This window comes from Mycobacterium sp. IS-836, from assembly GCF_001954275.1.
Lineage (GTDB): Bacteria > Actinomycetota > Actinomycetes > Mycobacteriales > Mycobacteriaceae > Mycobacterium.
Window position 1 is genome coordinate 64145 of sequence record NZ_MBEU01000071.1, and the last position, 15745, is coordinate 79889.

The 15745-nt window shown below is 67.0% G+C and carries 18 protein-coding genes and 3 tRNA genes; 5 read left to right on the top strand and 16 right to left on the bottom strand.

Going from position 1 to position 15745, the window contains the following annotated elements; translation table 11 throughout:
* Positions 1-145: 145 nt before the first annotated feature.
* The 7 genes from A5747_RS20000 to A5747_RS20030 all read right to left on the bottom strand — a co-directional run bounded on the left by A5747_RS20000 (position 146) and on the right by A5747_RS20030 (position 6320).
* A complete protein-coding gene (locus tag A5747_RS20000) occupies positions 146-670 on the bottom strand; it encodes a 6-carboxytetrahydropterin synthase (protein ID WP_083700559.1) in 525 nt (174 codons plus the stop codon).
* 68 nt (positions 671-738) lie between these two features.
* Positions 739-1206 (bottom strand): RICIN domain-containing protein, encoded by a 468-nt coding sequence (locus A5747_RS20005; protein WP_076127546.1) that lies wholly within the window; start codon positions 1204-1206, stop codon positions 739-741.
* Between the two features lie 17 nt (positions 1207-1223).
* A complete protein-coding gene (locus tag A5747_RS20010) occupies positions 1224-2054 on the bottom strand; it encodes an ABC transporter permease (RefSeq protein WP_076127502.1) in 831 nt (276 codons plus the stop codon).
* Positions 2054-2965 carry a glycosyltransferase gene (locus A5747_RS20015; protein WP_076127504.1) on the bottom strand — a complete coding sequence of 304 codons (912 nt, stop codon included), beginning with the start codon at positions 2963-2965 and terminating at the stop codon, positions 2054-2056. The genes A5747_RS20010 and A5747_RS20015 overlap by 1 nt, the downstream gene beginning before the upstream one ends.
* Positions 2962-3768: an ABC transporter ATP-binding protein gene (locus tag A5747_RS20020; protein ID WP_076127507.1), complete on the bottom strand. Its 807-nt coding sequence runs from the start codon at positions 3766-3768 to the stop codon at positions 2962-2964. Before A5747_RS20020 ends, A5747_RS20015 begins: the two co-directional genes overlap by 4 nt.
* Positions 3769-3785: 17 nt before the next feature.
* On the bottom strand, positions 3786-4250 hold the full coding sequence (locus A5747_RS20025; RefSeq protein ID WP_083667485.1) for a bacterial proteasome activator family protein: 465 nt from the start codon (positions 4248-4250) through the stop codon (positions 3786-3788).
* A 93-nt stretch (positions 4251-4343) separates the two neighbouring features.
* On the bottom strand, positions 4344-6320 hold the full coding sequence (locus A5747_RS20030) for a DUF6541 family protein (protein ID WP_076127513.1): 1977 nt from the start codon (positions 6318-6320) through the stop codon (positions 4344-4346).
* Between the two features lie 120 nt (positions 6321-6440).
* On the opposite strand from A5747_RS20030, the gene A5747_RS20035 reads away from it, so the two are divergent.
* Positions 6441-7637 carry a cysteine desulfurase-like protein gene (locus A5747_RS20035; RefSeq protein WP_076127516.1) on the top strand — a complete coding sequence of 399 codons (1197 nt, stop codon included), beginning with the start codon at positions 6441-6443 and terminating at the stop codon, positions 7635-7637.
* Positions 7638-7727: 90 nt separating this feature from the next.
* Here A5747_RS20035 and A5747_RS20040 read toward each other — a convergent pair whose 3' ends face one another.
* Positions 7728-8699 carry an NAD(P)H-quinone oxidoreductase gene (locus tag A5747_RS20040; protein WP_076127518.1) on the bottom strand — a complete coding sequence of 324 codons (972 nt, stop codon included), beginning with the start codon at positions 8697-8699 and terminating at the stop codon, positions 7728-7730.
* Between the two features lie 37 nt (positions 8700-8736).
* On the opposite strand from A5747_RS20040, the gene A5747_RS20045 reads away from it, so the two are divergent.
* Positions 8737-8823 (top strand) — tRNA-Ser (locus tag A5747_RS20045).
* 4 nt (positions 8824-8827) lie between these two features.
* On the opposite strand, the gene A5747_RS20050 is transcribed toward A5747_RS20045, so the two are convergent.
* From A5747_RS20050 to A5747_RS20065, 4 genes are read right to left on the bottom strand one after another with little or no spacing between them, the layout of a single operon-like run.
* On the bottom strand, positions 8828-9940 hold the full coding sequence (locus A5747_RS20050) for a hypothetical protein (protein ID WP_076127521.1): 1113 nt from the start codon (positions 9938-9940) through the stop codon (positions 8828-8830).
* 40 nt (positions 9941-9980) lie between these two features.
* The gene (locus tag A5747_RS20055; RefSeq protein WP_076127548.1) at positions 9981-10169 is read right to left on the bottom strand and encodes a hypothetical protein; all 189 of its coding nucleotides are present in this window, start codon (positions 10167-10169) and stop codon (positions 9981-9983) included.
* 29 nt (positions 10170-10198) lie between these two features.
* On the bottom strand, positions 10199-11434 hold the full coding sequence (gene lipE, locus A5747_RS20060; protein ID WP_076127524.1) for a lipase LipE: 1236 nt from the start codon (positions 11432-11434) through the stop codon (positions 10199-10201).
* A 2-nt stretch (positions 11435-11436) separates the two neighbouring features.
* Positions 11437-12261, bottom strand: a complete 825-nt coding sequence (locus A5747_RS20065) for a crotonase/enoyl-CoA hydratase family protein (protein ID WP_076127527.1) — start codon at positions 12259-12261, stop codon at positions 11437-11439.
* 23 nt (positions 12262-12284) lie between these two features.
* Between A5747_RS20065 and A5747_RS20070 the strand changes: the two genes are divergently transcribed.
* Entirely contained in the window at positions 12285-12869 is a 585-nt protein-coding gene (locus A5747_RS20070) for a TIGR03086 family metal-binding protein (RefSeq protein ID WP_198938227.1), read from the top strand.
* Between the two features lie 75 nt (positions 12870-12944).
* Here the strand turns inward: A5747_RS20070 and A5747_RS20075 are convergent, their stop codons facing one another.
* Together A5747_RS20075 and A5747_RS20080 are read right to left on the bottom strand one after the other, a co-directional pair.
* Positions 12945-13406, bottom strand: a complete 462-nt coding sequence (locus A5747_RS20075) for a DUF4334 domain-containing protein (protein WP_076127531.1) — start codon at positions 13404-13406, stop codon at positions 12945-12947.
* A 3-nt stretch (positions 13407-13409) separates the two neighbouring features.
* Positions 13410-14483, bottom strand: a complete 1074-nt coding sequence (locus A5747_RS20080; protein ID WP_076127534.1) for a pyridoxal phosphate-dependent aminotransferase — start codon at positions 14481-14483, stop codon at positions 13410-13412.
* Positions 14484-14572: 89 nt separating this feature from the next.
* Between A5747_RS20080 and A5747_RS20085 the strand changes: the two genes are divergently transcribed.
* Both A5747_RS20085 and A5747_RS20090 read left to right on the top strand, forming a co-directional pair.
* A tRNA-Ser gene (locus tag A5747_RS20085) sits at positions 14573-14661 on the top strand.
* A gap of 32 nt (positions 14662-14693) precedes the next feature.
* Positions 14694-14766 (top strand) — tRNA-Arg (locus A5747_RS20090).
* A gap of 9 nt (positions 14767-14775) precedes the next feature.
* Here A5747_RS20090 and A5747_RS20095 read toward each other — a convergent pair.
* Positions 14776-15129, bottom strand: a complete 354-nt coding sequence (locus A5747_RS20095) for a VOC family protein (RefSeq protein WP_076127537.1) — start codon at positions 15127-15129, stop codon at positions 14776-14778.
* An 88-nt stretch (positions 15130-15217) separates the two neighbouring features.
* Positions 15218-15745: MCE family protein (locus A5747_RS20100; protein WP_076127551.1), on the bottom strand; the 528-nt coding region annotated here is incomplete at its 5' end.

Here is a 15745-nt window from a genome sequence, read left to right on the forward strand (position 1 = left end):
CACTCACGCGCCGTGAATCCGATTCGTGGCGTATCAGTGTTACACCACCAAGCGCCCGCCCGTCACCGGTATCAGGCAAGCACATCTATTTAGTTGTACACGTGCATACCCATTCGCGCCGTCGGCGAACGGGTTGCTGTGAGGTTCACACCGGTCCCGCTGTCAGCGTGACGACGTGGTTGCGGCGCTCGCGTGCCTTTATCCGCGACACCCAGACCCGGCCCCCGGTCGCCAGCCCGACGATCCGCTCGGCGGTGTCGAACACCCAGGCCGCCGAGCCCTCCATGCCCGTGTCGTCCATGATGCGCAGATCGATGACGCCCCGCTCGGCCAGCAGCTCGAACAGCGCACGCTGCGGGTCGTCCGCGGCGATCAACGTGGTGTGGTCGAACTGGTATCGCAGCGCCGCCCGGATCACCCGGACGGCACCCGGGTCCACCACCAAGGTTTCGGGTTCGGTTTCCGCGCAAGCGAACTCGACTTCGAACGTCCGCTCGTAGCCGTGCAGGAAGTAGCGCTTTCCCTGGTTCGCCCACGAGCGATAACAGCACGGGAGGTCGTCGAACATCTTGCGCATGTGGAACCGCGCCGTCCGGCCGACGGGCGCGTCGGCACGATGCATGACGGCGACATGCACCCCGTCGGCGCTGGTGATATCAGGAATTTGCACGACGGTTAGCGTCGTGCGCCGGCCTTGTCGGATCCTCAAAAGATTCTTGAAGCGACCGGCCGGCTCGGTTACGGGACGCTATCCCACCCCTGCTCGGGCGAGCCGTTGCAAATGCGGGGACCCACCCAGGTCCCCGGGCCCGGACCGCCGAGGACCGTGAGGCAGCCACCAAGAAGGGCCGTGATCCGGCCGTCGGGCTGGATGGTCCAACGCTGGCTGTTCCAACAGGCCAGGAGGCGCAGCGACAGGCTGGACTCCGGCACATTGAGGCATCGTCCGGGGAAGGCCGCACTCTCGATTCGCCCGTCGCCGTTGAGGTTCCAGCGCTGGGTGTCGGCCCCATTGCAGGGGTTGACCACCACCGGGGTGAACCAACTGTCGTTCGGGGCGTCCAGACACGCATCGCCCAGTCGGCTTCTCAACTGAACCGGTCCGTCGGCGCCTGCTGCTCCAGGGCTCAGCATCGCGACGCCAAACACTGCGCCTGCTATGAGTGCGGCCCGACGCGCGCCGCCCTTCAACCGCGACTCATGCATTTCGCCCCGTCCCCTCGTCACACCCAGTAGGGCACCCGGGCGCGGTATTGCCGCATCGCCAATGCCGCCAGCACCCAGCCGACGGCCGTCAGCGCCAGCACCACCAGCCAGTGCCGCACCTCCTGGGGGGCGCCCAGCAGCGGCGCACGAACGATGTCCAGATAGTGCAGCAACGGGTTGAGTTCGACGATTCTCGACCAGCGTCCGACCCCCTGCTGCCGCAGGGTGTCTTCGTTCCAGATGATCGGCGTCATGAAGAACAGCAGCTGCACGATGGAAAACAGCAGCGGACCGATGTCGCGGTAGCGGGTCGCCAGGATGCCGAAGCACAACGACACCCATATGCAGTTGAGCACGATCAGCCCCAGCGCCGGGATCACCGACAAGTCGGCCCACGACCACGGCTTGGGGAAGATGATCGCGATCACGACGTAGATGACGATGTTGTGGGCGAACAAGATGATCTGGCGCCACACCAGCCGGTAGACGTGCACGCTCAACGGCGTCGGCAGCTGTTTGATCAGGCCCTCGTTGGCGACGAAGACGTCGGCGCCCTCCAGGATGGCGGCGTTGATCAGGTTCCAGATGATCAACCCGAGCGTGACGTAGGGCAGGTGCACCGCCAGCTGTAGGTGAAACAGTTTGGAGTACAGCCCACCCATGGCGACGGCCGTGGTGCCGGTCGCGATGGTGATCCAAAACGGCCCCAGCACCGAGCGGCGGTAGCGCTGCTTGATGTCCTGCCAGCCCAGGTGCAGCCACAGCTCGTGACGGCGAAAGCCGTCGACCAGATCGGCGCGGGCGCGGGTCAATGTCCGGGACTGAGTCGCGGCGTCGAGGAAACTCATCACGATCCTTCCGGCTGGCCGAATTGCTCGCGACGTCCCAAGCGGCGCAACCGAATCCACTCCAGTAGGCCCTTGGGATCGCGGCGGCTGACCAGGAAGAACCAGCCGAACCGCAGCCACTCCTGGGCCTGCAGCCTGCGCAGACCCGGTTGCGACAGCAGGTAGCCGCGGTTGCGGTAGGTGAAGAACCGCTTGGTGGGGTTGTCGGGATACTGCGTGTGCATCCGTCCGCCCAGGATGGGCCGGAACTCCTCGGATCCGCAGGGGTGCAGGTAGACCGCCTCCAGGCAGGTGCCGAACGGCAGACCGGACCGAACCAGCCGGCGGTGCAATTCCACCTCGTCACCGCGGATGAACAGCCGCATGTCCGGCACCCCGATCGCTTCCAGGGTGGACGCCCGGAACAGTGCGCCGTTGAACAGCGACGCGATGCCGCGCAGCAGATCCTGGCCCGCTTCGGTGCGCAATTCGCTTGCATACCTGCGCCACACCAGGCCGCGCCGCAACGGGAACGCCAGCCGCTGCGGGTCGTCGGAGTTGCAGACCATCGGCGAGACCTCGGCCAGCCCGTACTTCTCGGCGCAGGCGAGCAGCGTCGCCAGGACGCGGGAATCCTGCGGACGCCCGTCGTCGTCGGCCAGCCACACCCAGCCCGCGCCCTGCGCCAGCGCGTGCAGCATGCCGAGCGCGAAACCGCCTGCGCCGCCGAGGTTTCGGCGTGAACCGAGATATGTCGTCGAAATCGGTTGGGCGGCAACGAGATCGCTGACCCGCCCGTCTTCGGACCCGTCGTTGTCGACCACGATGAGGTGATCGGGCAACCGGGTCTGTGTGCTCAGCGCGTCCAGCGACTTGGCCAGCTCGTCGGGTCGTCGGTGGGTGACCACGACGGCGAAGACGGACTCACTCATGATTGTCCGGCGGTTTCGGCCAGCACCTCGCGGACGTGGCGCGCCGCCTCTTCGCCCTCGTAGGCGCGCACCACCTCCTCGATACCACCCGTCTGCCTGATGACGCCGTGGTCGATCCACATCGCCGTCTTGCACAGCCGGGCCAGGAATTCGGTGGAATGGCTGGCGAACACCAGGATTCCGGAACGCTCCACCAGGCCCTGCAACCGCGACTGGGCCTTCTTCAGGAAGTCGGCGTCGATGGCGCCGATGCCCTCGTCGAGCAGCAGGATCTCCGGGTCGATGCTGGTGACCACGCCCATCGCCAGCCGCACCCGCATGCCGGTGGAATAAGTGCGCAGCGGCATCGACAGGTAGTCGCCGAGCTCGGTGAACTCGGCGATCTCGTCGACCTTGCTCAGCATGTATTTACGGCTCTGCCCCAGGAACAGGCCGCGGATGATGATGTTCTCGTAGCCGGAGATCTCCGGGTCCATGCCGACGCCGAGGTCGAAGACCGGCGCCACTCGTCCGGTGACCTTGGCCCAGCCGCGGGTGGGTTCGTAGATGCCCGAAAGTAGGCGCAGCAGAGTCGATTTCCCGGCCCCGTTATGACCGACCAGTCCGACCCGGTCGCCCAGCTCAAGCGACATGGTGATGTCGCGCAACGCCTCGACGACGACGACATTGGAGTTGTTGCGTCCGATCGTGCCGCCCGCCTTGCCCAGGAAGGCCTTCTTCAAGGAGCGCGACTTGGCGTCGAAGATGGGGAATTCCACCCACGCGCTCTGAGTCTCGATGTGAGGTCCCGAACCCGCCACCATCAGCTACTTAAGTCGGCCTACAGGTATTGCCCGGTGCCCGAGCCGGGCCCGTGGCCCGACTTGCTGATGCCCGGTGGCAGCGCGCTGTGGCGCATCTGCTCCAGCTGCGCGCGGGCCGCCATCTGCTGGGCGAACAGCGCGGTCTGGATGCCGTGGAACAGGCCCTCCAGCCAGCCGACGAGTTGTGCCTGGGCGATGCGCAGCTCGGCGTCCGACGGCGCGGCGTCCTCGTTGAACGGCAGGGTGAGCCGGTCGAGTTCCTCGCGCAGTTCGGGTGCCAGGCCGTCTTCGAGCTCGCGGATGCTGGTGGCGTGGATCTCACGCAGCCGGTTACGGCTGGCGTCGTCGAGCGGTGCGGCACGCACCTCCTCGAGCAGTTGCTTGATCATGGTGCCGATCCGCATCACCTTGGCGGGCTGCTCGACCAGGTCGGTCAGGGAGCGTCCGTCGGCGTCGTCGTCGTCCGCCTCGCGTATCGCCATGATTCGGGGATCGACGCCGCCGATGATTTCGATGCCATCGTCGTCTCGGCCGTCGTTGCCGTTACTCAATCCGTCACCATCCTCTTGTTGCGTCTAGGGGTGGGGCGTCGCGGCGGTGTTTCCGCGCCATTCGTAGATCTTTGCCCCACCGTTGTCGTAGATCAGCGCCCACGACTTCGATTTCTCTAGAGACATTAGTCCGTCGGGTGTGGCGAACCCTCGCACGTTGGGCGTGCTAGTCAGTATGTACCTGATATTGAGGGCCTTAATCGCCTCTACCACCTTCGGATCGTCGTCGCCTTTGCGCGCGGAGGTCCAGAAGATGTAGCGGTAATAGCCGGGGCCGGTCTGCTGGGGAAAGTCGTAGTGGGTCCACAGCGGGTGCAGGTCGGCCACCGCGTACATCCACGCGGTGCCGTCGACGTTCGAGTCGCCGATCACGGTGTCGCGTGCGCCCGGCTGGTTGGCCAGGTAAGCCATCGCCATCAGGTCGCGCTGGTCGATCATCACCGAGTCGTATTTGTCGCCGAACAGCACCAGATGCCGATAGAAGTAGTGCCGCGCGATGACCACGGTCGACACCGCCAGCAGCACCGCGGTCGCCGAGACCCACACCGGCGCCGGCAGACGTTTGAACCGCTCGGTGACCCGTTTGGCGCCCGCGACCACCAGCATGACCGCCGCGAACAAGGCGATGGCCGCCATCGGCGTCGCCAGCATGGACACCACGGCCGTGAGCCGTCGCGGATCGTTGTAGAAGAACTGGCTGAACGCTTCGATGGCGGCGCCCGCCGCGTTGTGAAACGGCGCCCCGGAGTAGATCGTCGCGACGGTCAGCACCAGCCAAACCACCGGCGGCCACCAGATTTTCTTGTACAGCAGGATCGCCAGGCCGGCGTACATGAGCACGATCAGGCCGTATTGGGTCGGGAAGTCGTTGAGGTGACGTGTGTGCAGGAGCAGCGCGTCGATGACGCCCTGCTTCGCGCTCTTGAAGCTGGGGAATGCGTGCCCGGCGATGATGTCGGCCTGCCGGAGCACGCCGATGAACTGCGGCGCCAGGATCGCCGCGGTCGGCACCGCCACGGCGGCCAGGATCAGCACGTCGGCGAGCCGGCCGCGCACCGGATGCCACCAGACGTCCAACAGCCACCACGCCAACAGGAACAGGATCACGATGAACCCGCCCGTTAGATGCACCGACAGGACGCCCACCAGCGCCAGCACCGCCGTCGGGATGCGGTCGCGGTGCCGCAGCGTCGAGGTGATCAGGACGAACGTCGGGATCGCGACCCCGTAGGCGGCCAGGTTGGGCATCGCCGCGACACCGAACTCGACGTAGGGCACCGAGGTGAACGACGCCGACAACGCGGCCGCCGTCGCCGAAACCCCCGCGGTGCGCCAGATGGTGGTGCGCGGCCGAAGCAGATGCCAGGTCAGCATCGCCGCGCTGGTCGGAAACAGCCAGACCGAGGCCGCCACCGAGTTCAGGGTGTAGCCGGTGGTCGGTGCCGCGCCGGTGAGCTGGCAGAACACCGCGGTCAGGGCGTGGAACACCGACGGGTAATACAGCGCCTGGTGTGTCTCGACGTTGCGCAGCTCTCCCATGTGGGTGGACGACGCCTGGCCGGTGTCGAGCATGTAGCGCACCTCGTTGGCATGCCAGACGGCGTCCCAGGTGCTGGGGATGGTCTGCCAGTGCGCGGCCAGGCCGCGGTGGGCCGCCCACATGACCAGCAGGGCGCCCAGCAGCACGCCGGCGGCCACCGTCAACGCCGGCCAGCCGCGGACGGCGCGCGCCTCGGCCTCGGTGTCGCGGTAGCGAGCGAGTAGCAGCTGCAAACCCGTCATCACGAGGCACACGACAACCAGCGCGGCGAGCGCAGTCCAACCGTTCCAAGGGATTCCGAGCGCGCCGAAGGGGATTATCGCCACCGCTACAACGCCGTATGTCAGTGCCGGACCCACCGCGATAGCGACCGGCCAAGTTAGCTGAGTGATGCGTGCGACGATCGTCCCGGGCGTGATCAGCAAGAACAGTGCGAGCAGCGTTCCGATCCAGAGCCCCACTCGACTAGTATGGCTGCCCGGGTGACCTGGCTCGCCAAGCCGCCGTTCGGCTGGAACGCCTCTCGGCCACCCGCTACCGTCACAATTTCGCGGAAATGCGGAAGCTCTAAGGTGGCTGGCATGGCTTACGACGTCGCCCGAGTGCGCGGACTACATCCGTCGCTGGGTGACGGATGGGTGCACTTCGACGCGCCGGCCGGAATGCTGATTCCCGATTCCGTTGCGACGACCGTCTCCACGGCCTTCCGGAGGTCGGCCGCCAGTACCCTGGGTGCGCATCCCTCGGCGCAGCGCAGCGCCGCCGTCCTGGAGGCCGCGCGCGCCGCGGTGGCCGATCTGCTCAACGCTGACCCGGCGGGCGTGGTCCTCGGCGCCGATCGCGCGATCCTGTTGTCCTCGCTGGCCGAAGCGTCGTCGTCGCGGGCCGGGCTCGGCTACGAGGTGATCGTCAGCCGCCTCGACGACGAGGCGAACATCGCCCCGTGGCTGCGCGCGGCGCACCGCTACGGCGCCAAGGTGAAGTGGGCCGAGGTGGACATCGAGACCGGTGAGCTGCCGACGTGGCAGTGGGAGGGCCTGATCGGCAAGTCCACCAGGCTGGTCGCCGTGACGTCGGCATCGGGAACGCTGGGCACGGTCACCGATCTGCGGGCGATGACCAAGCTGATCCACGACGTCGGTGGGCTGGTTGTACTCGACCATTCCGCCGCCGCGCCGTACCGGCTGCTCGACGTCAGGGAAACCGAGGCCGACGTGGTGGCGGTCAACGCCGTCGGGTGGGGCGGGCCGCCGATCGGGGCGCTCGTGTTCCGCGATCCGGCGCTGATCCACACCTTCGGCTCGGTCTCGACCGACCCCCACGCCACCGGTCCGGCGCGGCTCGAGGTCGGCGCGCATCAGTTCGGTCTGCTCGGCGGCGTGGTCGCCAGCATCGAGTACCTCGCGGCGCTCGACGAGTCGGCTCGCGGCACCCGGCGCGAGCGCCTGTCGATGTCGATGCAGTCGGCAACCTCGTATCTGAACCGCATCTTCGACTACCTGATGGTGTCGCTGCGGTCGTTGCCGTTGATGATGCTGATCGGCCGGCCGGAGTCGCGGATACCGGTGGTCAGTTTCGCGCTGCACGGCGTGCCCGCCGAGCGGGTGGTGCAGCGCTTGGCGGACAACGGAATCCTCGCGGTGTCCAATGAGAATTCGCGCGTGCTCGAAGCGCTGGGCGCCAACGAGGTTGGCGGCGCCGTGACGGTGGGGCTGGCGCACTACTCGACGATGGCCGAGGTCGACCAGCTGGTACGGGCCCTGGCGTCGCTGGGCTAAGGGCTAGGCCCTCCCTTTGCGTTGAGTGTGCAGTGACGGCGCCCACCCTGCACAGCGGGAGCCCTGGGCGCACACTCGACGGCTCGCTCGTCAGACCGTCAGCACGATCTTTCCGGTCACCTTGCTCGATACCAGCTCTTGGTGCGCGTCACCGGCCCGCTCGATGGGCATGCGCGCGCCGATGATCGGCCGGACCCGGCCCTCGGCGATCATCGGCCACACCGAGGCCGTCACCGCCTGCACGATCTCGGTCTTGCTGTTCGGGCCGCTTACCGGGCGGGCCCGCAGCGTGGTGCCGATGACCCGGGCCCGCTTCATCAGGAGCTTGCCGATGTTGAGCTCGCCCTTCACCCCGCCCTGCATGCCGATGATGACCAGCTGTCCGTCGGTGGCCAGGGCGTCGATATTGCGGTCCAGGTAGGCGGCGCCCATGATGTCGAAGATCACGTCGGCGCCGTCGGTCTCCTCGCGCAGCCGCGCCACGAAGTCCTCGTCGCGGTAGTTGATGGTGATCTCGGCGCCCAGGCCCCGACAGAAATCGAGCTTCTCCGCGGACCCGGCCGTGACGGCGACGTGCGCGCCCAGTGCCCGCGCGACCTGGATCGCGTGCGTTCCGATGCCGCTGGCCCCGCCGTGCATCAGCAGCAGCTGGCCCGCACCGAGGTGAGCGATCATCACGAGGTTGGACCACACCGTGCACGCCACCTCGGGCAGCCCGGCGGCGTCAACCAGGTCAACACCCTTTGGGATCGGCATCACCTGACCGGCCGGAACGGCGACGTATTCGGCGTAGCCGCCGCCGGCCAGCAACGCGCAAACCTCTTGTCCAACAGACCATTCCGTGACATCGGCGCCGACTTCCGAGACGACGCCGGACACCTCCATGCCGATGATCTCGCTGGCCCCGGGCGGCGGCGGGTACTTACCCGCGGCCTGCAGCACGTCGGCCCGGTTGACGCCGGCCGCGGTGACCTTGACCAGTACCTCGCCGGGGCCGGCGGACGCGTCGGGCACTTCTTGCCAGTGCAGTTTGTCGGCGGATTCAGCGACGATTGCGCGCATGCGGGCCACGCTACCGACCCCGGCTACCCTTATCAGCGGTGGCGTGGCAGAGCGGCCTAATGCACTCGCCTTGAAAGCGAGAGACGGCTAAACCCGTCCGGGGGTTCAAATCCCTCCGCCACCGCGGGTCAGCGGGCGGATTCGTGCAGTGTCGGCGCGTAGCGAAGCACCGCTCCGATGCCGTCGGCCGGGGCGATGCGCTCGTCGGTGCGAACCAGCGACGCCCCAACGGAAATCGCCAACAGCGGCAGCGCCTCGTCGGCCCGCAGCGTCTTCGCGGGAGCGGCGCCCTGCTCGGACAGCACGTCGGCGTTCGGGGCGACGGCGGTCAGCGCTTCGTCGGCAACCACCGTCGCGTCGTCGATGTCGCCGATGATCATGGTGTCGACGGCTCCCTGACGCAGCGCCGAGCACACGGCGCCCAGCCCCTCCGCGGCCAGCCCCGATTGCCGGCCCACCTCGGCGGTGAAACGCTGTGCGGCATCGTCGATCACGTTCAACTGCCGCTTGGCGAACTCGGCTTCGATCGCGCGTTGGATTTCGTCGAAGTCGTGGCCGCTGTGGCGCGCGCCGACTTGCAGCGGAGTAGGCCGCATCCGCTCCGGCAGCGACGCTGCCAGATCCGAACGCGACCGCACCTCACCCACTACGAAGATCGCGTCGACGCCGGTGTGGTCGACGATCTCGCTGACCCGATCGGCGATTGCCCGCACGTTCTTTCGGGCGGCTTCGTCGCTGCGCAATTGCGGATCGCCGTAGCCCGCCGTCTCGGCGCTGGCGGCTTTGTGCACGGGATAGCCACCGCCGTCGACCGTTTCGGAGCGCAGGGTCCCGTCGATGTGGGTGGTGATGTCCGCGCCGGCGTGATCGACGACCACCAACAGGTAGTCCGGGTCCTCGTAGCCGAGCTCGATGATCGGGACGATGTAGGGCAACTCGGAGACGCGCACGACGGTTTCGGCGGTGGGTCGCACCAGGTGCTCGTTGAGGACGACGCCGGTGGCGTCGGCCACCACGGCGCGGCCGCTGCGCCCGATCGGCGCGCGCAGATCCATCACCGCGTGTCCGATCTGCTCGGTGACCGCGGCGTCGGCGCCCTGCTGTTCGAGCTGTTCGCGCAGTGCGCGCCACTTCAGCTCGAGCTGAGCCTCGGCGTCGTGGGTGTCGTGCGAATCGTCGAAGTAGACGGACGCGAATGGCCCCGGACTGTCCAATAGCTGACGGAAGCGGTCGGAATGCATGCGTATTTGGTTGCCCGCAACTGTGCGGCGCAAAACCGGTTTAGCTCTCCTCGCCCTCGGAGTCGTCGAAGAAATGCCAATCGCCGTCGCGCTCGACTTCCATTCGCCAGCCGAGTTCGGAGTTGTCGGCCTTGGCGTCGACGAACCACGCGTGCGCGTCGCCGGCGCTTTCGATGTCCTTCGTCGCGACGACTTCTCCGGTCGGGTTCAGCACACGGTAAGTAGCCATGTTCCGCAGTGTTCCCACCGCGGCGGGGCCTAACCGGTCGGGATTTCGGCGGCGATGGTGTCCATCAGGGCGGTGTAGCGCCGAACTTCGGGATCGCGGCCGGGTTTGCCGCTGCTGATCACGCCGGCGGCCAGCGCGCGCTGCGGGTCGGCCCAGATCGCGATGTTGGCCAGGCCGAGGTTCCCGAACGCGGCCGGTGCATTGCGACCGAACGGCCCAAACCTGTTGGTGCCCAGCATGAATCCCGTGCCCCAACGGGCCGGGTGCAGACCGACCGCGAAATCCGGCCGCAGCCGCCGGCACTCCTGCACCGCGGCATACATCCGCTCCGGGCTGATTATCCGCACGCCGTCGAGTTCACCGCCGCGGCGCCATATCTCGGCGAAGCGTGACAACTCGTTGGCGGTCGAGATGGTGTTGGAGGACGGGACGACGGTGGTCAAGAACGCCGGGGTATTGGTGTACGGAATGATCTCGTGCACGCTTCCGCCGATCGCCTTGCGGAAGATCGCCGCGACCGGCGGCGGCAGCGGCTTGCCGGTCGCATGGCTGGGCGCGACCAAGGGAATGTCCTGCTTGGCGACGCCGAAGTTGGTCCAGCGGAAGCCCAGCGGATCGAGGATCTCGGCGGCCAGAATTTCGCGGATGTCCTTGCCGGTGGCGGCGTAGACGATCTCGCGCATCAGCGGACCCCAGGTCAGCGCGTGGTAGATGTGCACCAGTCCCGGCCGATACAGCGGCCTGAGCTTGGCGAGCTGCTCCTGGGCGTACTCGTGGTCGTCGGTGCGGCGCAGGTCCGGCCGCGGCCCGGTGGGGAAGGGGACGCCCGCGCTGTGGGTCAGCACGTGCCGGATCGTAGTGCGGTGTTTGCCGTGGCTGGTGTAGCTCGGGAGGTACTCGCAGACGCGGTCGTCGAGCGAGAAATGGCCCTGCTCGACGAGCATGTGCACCACGGTTGCGGTGATGCCCTTGGCCGCCGAGTACACGCAGAACGGCGTGTCCGTCGTGGCGGCGATCTTCTCGGCGTCGGGCGGGTCGGTGGGTGCGTTGCCCCAGCCGTGACCGATCGCGCGGTCGAGCACGACGCGGCCGCGGTGCCGGATGCACAGTTGGATCGCGGGGTGAAAGCCGGCCTGATACCAGTGCCGCGCGGCCCGCCAGATCCGTTCCACGGCGGCATCGCCGACGCCCGAGTGGTCTTCGTCGCCGATCGTCGTCACGGCGTCCAGGTCGGCCGGGACCCGGATCCTTCCGTCCGGGGTCACTCCTACTCCCCGGTGAACTGCGGCGGGCGCTTGGCGAACGTCGCCGAGATCCCTTCGGTCAGATCCTTCGAGGGCAGGAACGCCGCGTTCCAGGCGGCGACGTAGCGCAGGCTCTCCGACACCGCCGCGACGCGTTGCTGGTCGAGGACGTCCTTGACGCCGTGCACGGTCAACGGCGGGTTGGCGGCGATCTCGGCGGCGGTCGCGTGCGCGGCCGCCAGGGTGGCCTCGGCGTCCGCATATACGTCGTTGACCAGGCCGATCTTCTCCGCGCGGGCCGCGTCGATGTCCTTGCCGGTCAGCGCGAGTTCGCGCAGGTGCCCGTCGTTCAAGATCAGCGGCAGGCGGGCGAGGCTGCCGACGTCGGCGACGATGGCCAACTTGACCTCCCGCACGGAGAACTTGGCGTCGGCGCTGGCGTAGCGGATGTCGACCGCCGAAATGAGGTCGACGCCGCCGCCGATGCACCAGCCGTGCACCGACGCGATGGTGGGGGTCCGGCAGTCGGCGACGGCGGTGATCGCGTTCTGCATGCGCCGGATCTCGGCGTGGAAATCCGCGCGCGGGCGGGCCAGCGCGCCGTCCGCCAGCAGCGGAGCGAACGATCCGCCCATCGCGGGCAGGTCCAGGCCGTAGCTGAAGTTCTTGCCTGATCCGGTGATGACGATGGCCCGCACGTCACGGTCGGCGTCCAGCGCCGCGAACACCTCCGGCATCTCCGACCAGAACGCGGGCCCCATCGCGTTGCCCTTGCCCGGCCCGATCAATGTCACCTGAGCGACGTGGTCTTTCGTCTCGACGGTGACGGATTCGTATGTTTCGCCCATATCGAGACCGTAGCGTGGCAAATATGCCCAGTGATTTGCGACCCGGCCCGCATTCCCCGCCCACTGACGAGCTGCACAGCGCCGAGGACACGCTCGCGGTTCTGCAGCGAGTTGTTCACACCATTGCCGCCGACGACGTGTCGCGACAGACGCCGTGCACCGAGTACGACGTCGCGCAGCTGACCGGGCACCTGCTGAACTCGATCACCGCCCTCGGCGGCATGGTGGGTGCGAAGATCCCCGAGCGCGACGAAAGCGATTCGGTGGAACGCCAGATCGTCGCCGCCGCCCGCCCCGCCCTCGATGCCTGGCATCGCCACGGCCTGGAGGGCACCGTGCCGTTCGGCAACGGCGAAATGCCGGCCAAGGGCGCGTGCGCCATCCTGTCGCTCGAATTCCTGGTCCACGCTTGGGATTACGCCGTCGCGGTCGGCCACCCCGTCGACGCCCCCGAGCCGCTGGCCGAATACGTGTTGGGGTTGGCGCGCCGCGTCATCAGGCCGGAGCTACGCGGCAGCGCCGGATTCGACGACCCGGTTGACGTGCCGGAAGACGCCGGCGCCCTGGAGCGGCTGGTCGCGTTCACCGGCCGCAACCCGGCCCGCTAAGTAGCTCTGCCGAACGTGCGGCCAGACGCACGCTCGGCCTCGAACGTGCGGCCAGACGCACGCTCGGCGAAAGGCCTACACCCGCTCTAGGTAGAAGTAGTAGTAGCGGCCGTCATCCAGCACACCCTTGCCGTTCATGATGCCCATGACCGCGTCGTCGTCGATCTTCTTGAAGTGGTCGTGCACGGGTTGGCCGTCATAGACCATCGTCGCGGTGACCTCGCCGCGGAAGTCCTCCAGCCACAGGCTCGCCTCGCCCTTGCCCATCGCCTTGTTCGAGAACTTGTTGCCGTCGGCGTCGAGGCACACCAGCGGCTGCACGTCACTGGCCGATGTGAACGTCTTGCCGAACCAACCGGCCTTCTCCAGTTGGCCGTTCATCTTGTGGCCGGTGACGAACTCGCCGCCCTTCCATTCGCCGATCATGCCGTCGATCGTCGCCGGCTCTAGGGTCGCCCAGAAATCGTCGAGCTCGGCATCGGCGATCCGATCGCCGCGCTCCTTGAGCTCGGTGAACTTCTTGCGGGCCAAGGTCATTGCTCACTCCTCCGGTTCGGTTTGGGTGATCCATTCGCGGGCGAATCGCAGCAGCGCGTCGTTCTCCTCCGGCGCCCCGATGGTGACCCGGACGCCGTCCGTCCCGTACGGGCGGACCACGATGCGCGCGTCGGCGGCCTGCTTGACGAAATCCAACGTTCGGGGCCCCAGCGGCAGCCAGACGAAGTTGGCCTGGGTCGGCGGCAGCGTGAAGCCGGCGTCGCGCAAGGCCGCGGCGACGCGGGTGCGTTCGGCGACCAGCGCGTCGGTGCGCGCCAACAACTCGTCGGCGGCGGCCAACGACGCGATGGCGGCGGCCTGCCCGAGGCTGGACACGGTGAACGGCACGTAGACCTTGTCGAGCGCGGTGATCAGGTCGGGGTGGCCGACCGCGTAGCCGATGCGCAAACCCGCCAGCCCGTATGCCTTCGAAAAGGTCCGCAGCACAACGACATTGCTGTAGGCCCGGACCAGATCCAGGCTGTCCGGCGCCATGCCGTCGCGGATGTACTCGACGTAGGCCTCGTCGATGGCGATCAGGATGTGCGGCGGGACGGCCTGAATGAATCGCGACAAAGCGTCCGGGTCGACGACGGTGGACGTCGGATTGTTGGGGTTGCAGACGAAGATCAGCCGGGTGCGTTCGGTGACCGCGGCGAGCATGGCGTAGAGGTCGAAGGTGTGGTCGGTCAACGGCACCTGGATGGCGGTCGCGCCGGAGACCTGGACCAGCGGCGGGTACAGCTCGAAGCTGCGCCACCCGTAGATGACTTCGTCGCCGGCCGCGGCGGTGATTTGAACGAGTTGCTGGCACAGGCTGACCGAACCGCATCCGACGGCGACGTGTTCTGGCGCGAAATCCGAACCCAGGTGCGCGGCCAGCGCGGCCTTGAGCTGGACGCAGCCGTTGTCGGGATAGCGGTTGACGATGTCGGTGGCTCGCTCGATGGCCGCGCGCACGCTGGGCAGTGGGCCGTAAACGGTTTCGTTGCTGGCCAGTTTGATGGCGCCCGGCACCGTCTTACCAGGAACATAAACTGGCAGCCCGGCCAGCTCCGGCCGTAGGCGGGCAGTCACTTCGACAGCATATGTCGGCGCTGTGTACGCTATGCCTCCGGCGGTTCCGGGACACCGGGAAGGGGTCGGGTAACCTCAGAAAGTCCAATGGAGGCGTGCCAGAGCGGCCGAATGGGGCTCACTGCTAATGAGTTGTCCCCCTTCAAGGGGACCGGAGGTTCAAATCCTCTCGCCTCCGCTGAGAAGTTTTGGCAAGACAACTGAAGACAGGCGCCCGTAGCTCAACGGATAGAGCATCTGACTACGGATCAGAAGGTTGGGGGTTCGAATCCCTTCGGGCGCGCTCAACGGGTCAGTATCGGACCCGGAAGCCGCCAATAAGCCGAATCGTGTTCGAATCAGGGTCGGTAATCGTCGACAACCGCACCCCCTTGTTTGCGTCGACGATTTCGCCTGGCTGATGACCCCGTTGTTTCAACGCATCGATTTCGGCTTCCAGATCCTCGACAGCGAAGTTGACCAACGTCGAGCCAGCGCGTTCCTCGTCGACGAACACCTGCACCCATCCACCCGGAACTACCTGCCACTCAACGAGATTCGGCATTGGATTGTTATCGGGTTCCCGTCCAAATAGTGATTCGTACCAGCGTCGACTCCTCTCCAAGTCGGTCACCGGAACAACGGCCAAGACATGCTCGATGGACATGCACACAACTCCCTTCGGTTGGTTCTCTAAGAGACCGACCTGGCAGTGTGCCCAAACTCATCGCGCGCGGTTCGCTGCTAACCGGTGCTTACGGGTTGATCGTGTTGTCGCCGACCTGACGGCCCCACACGTACTCCATCGCATAGGGCGAACCGGTGTCGATGTGGTTGTAGGGCGCGATGCTGTTGCCGGTGTCCATCACCAATTCGGGTGCGGGCCACAAGTGACGGGTGATCTTCTGCCAACAGCCGGGCGCACCCCCGGGTCCACCGCGGGCGTTCACCCGCGGCAGATTCTCCGGCCAGGTGTAGGGGTTCGGCGCCCCGCCGACCAGCCCGGCCAGCCCACCCACCAGCGAGGCAATCAGGACCGGCGCGGAGAGTGGGTTCAGAAGTGCGCTCAACCCGGACGTCGCTTCGATCTCCATGTCGATGGAGTGCCCGTTGTAGCCGCCCTGGGATGCGCGGATGACCGGCTCGATCTCGTAGTTGTTGCGGATCATGCAGAAGATTTCGGGGCTGTAGGTGTCCAGCAGCTGCGCGGTGGGCACCAGATCCTCGGCCCCGCGCGCCAGATACGGCCCGCCACGCTGGAAGATATCGGCCCAGGTCAAAGC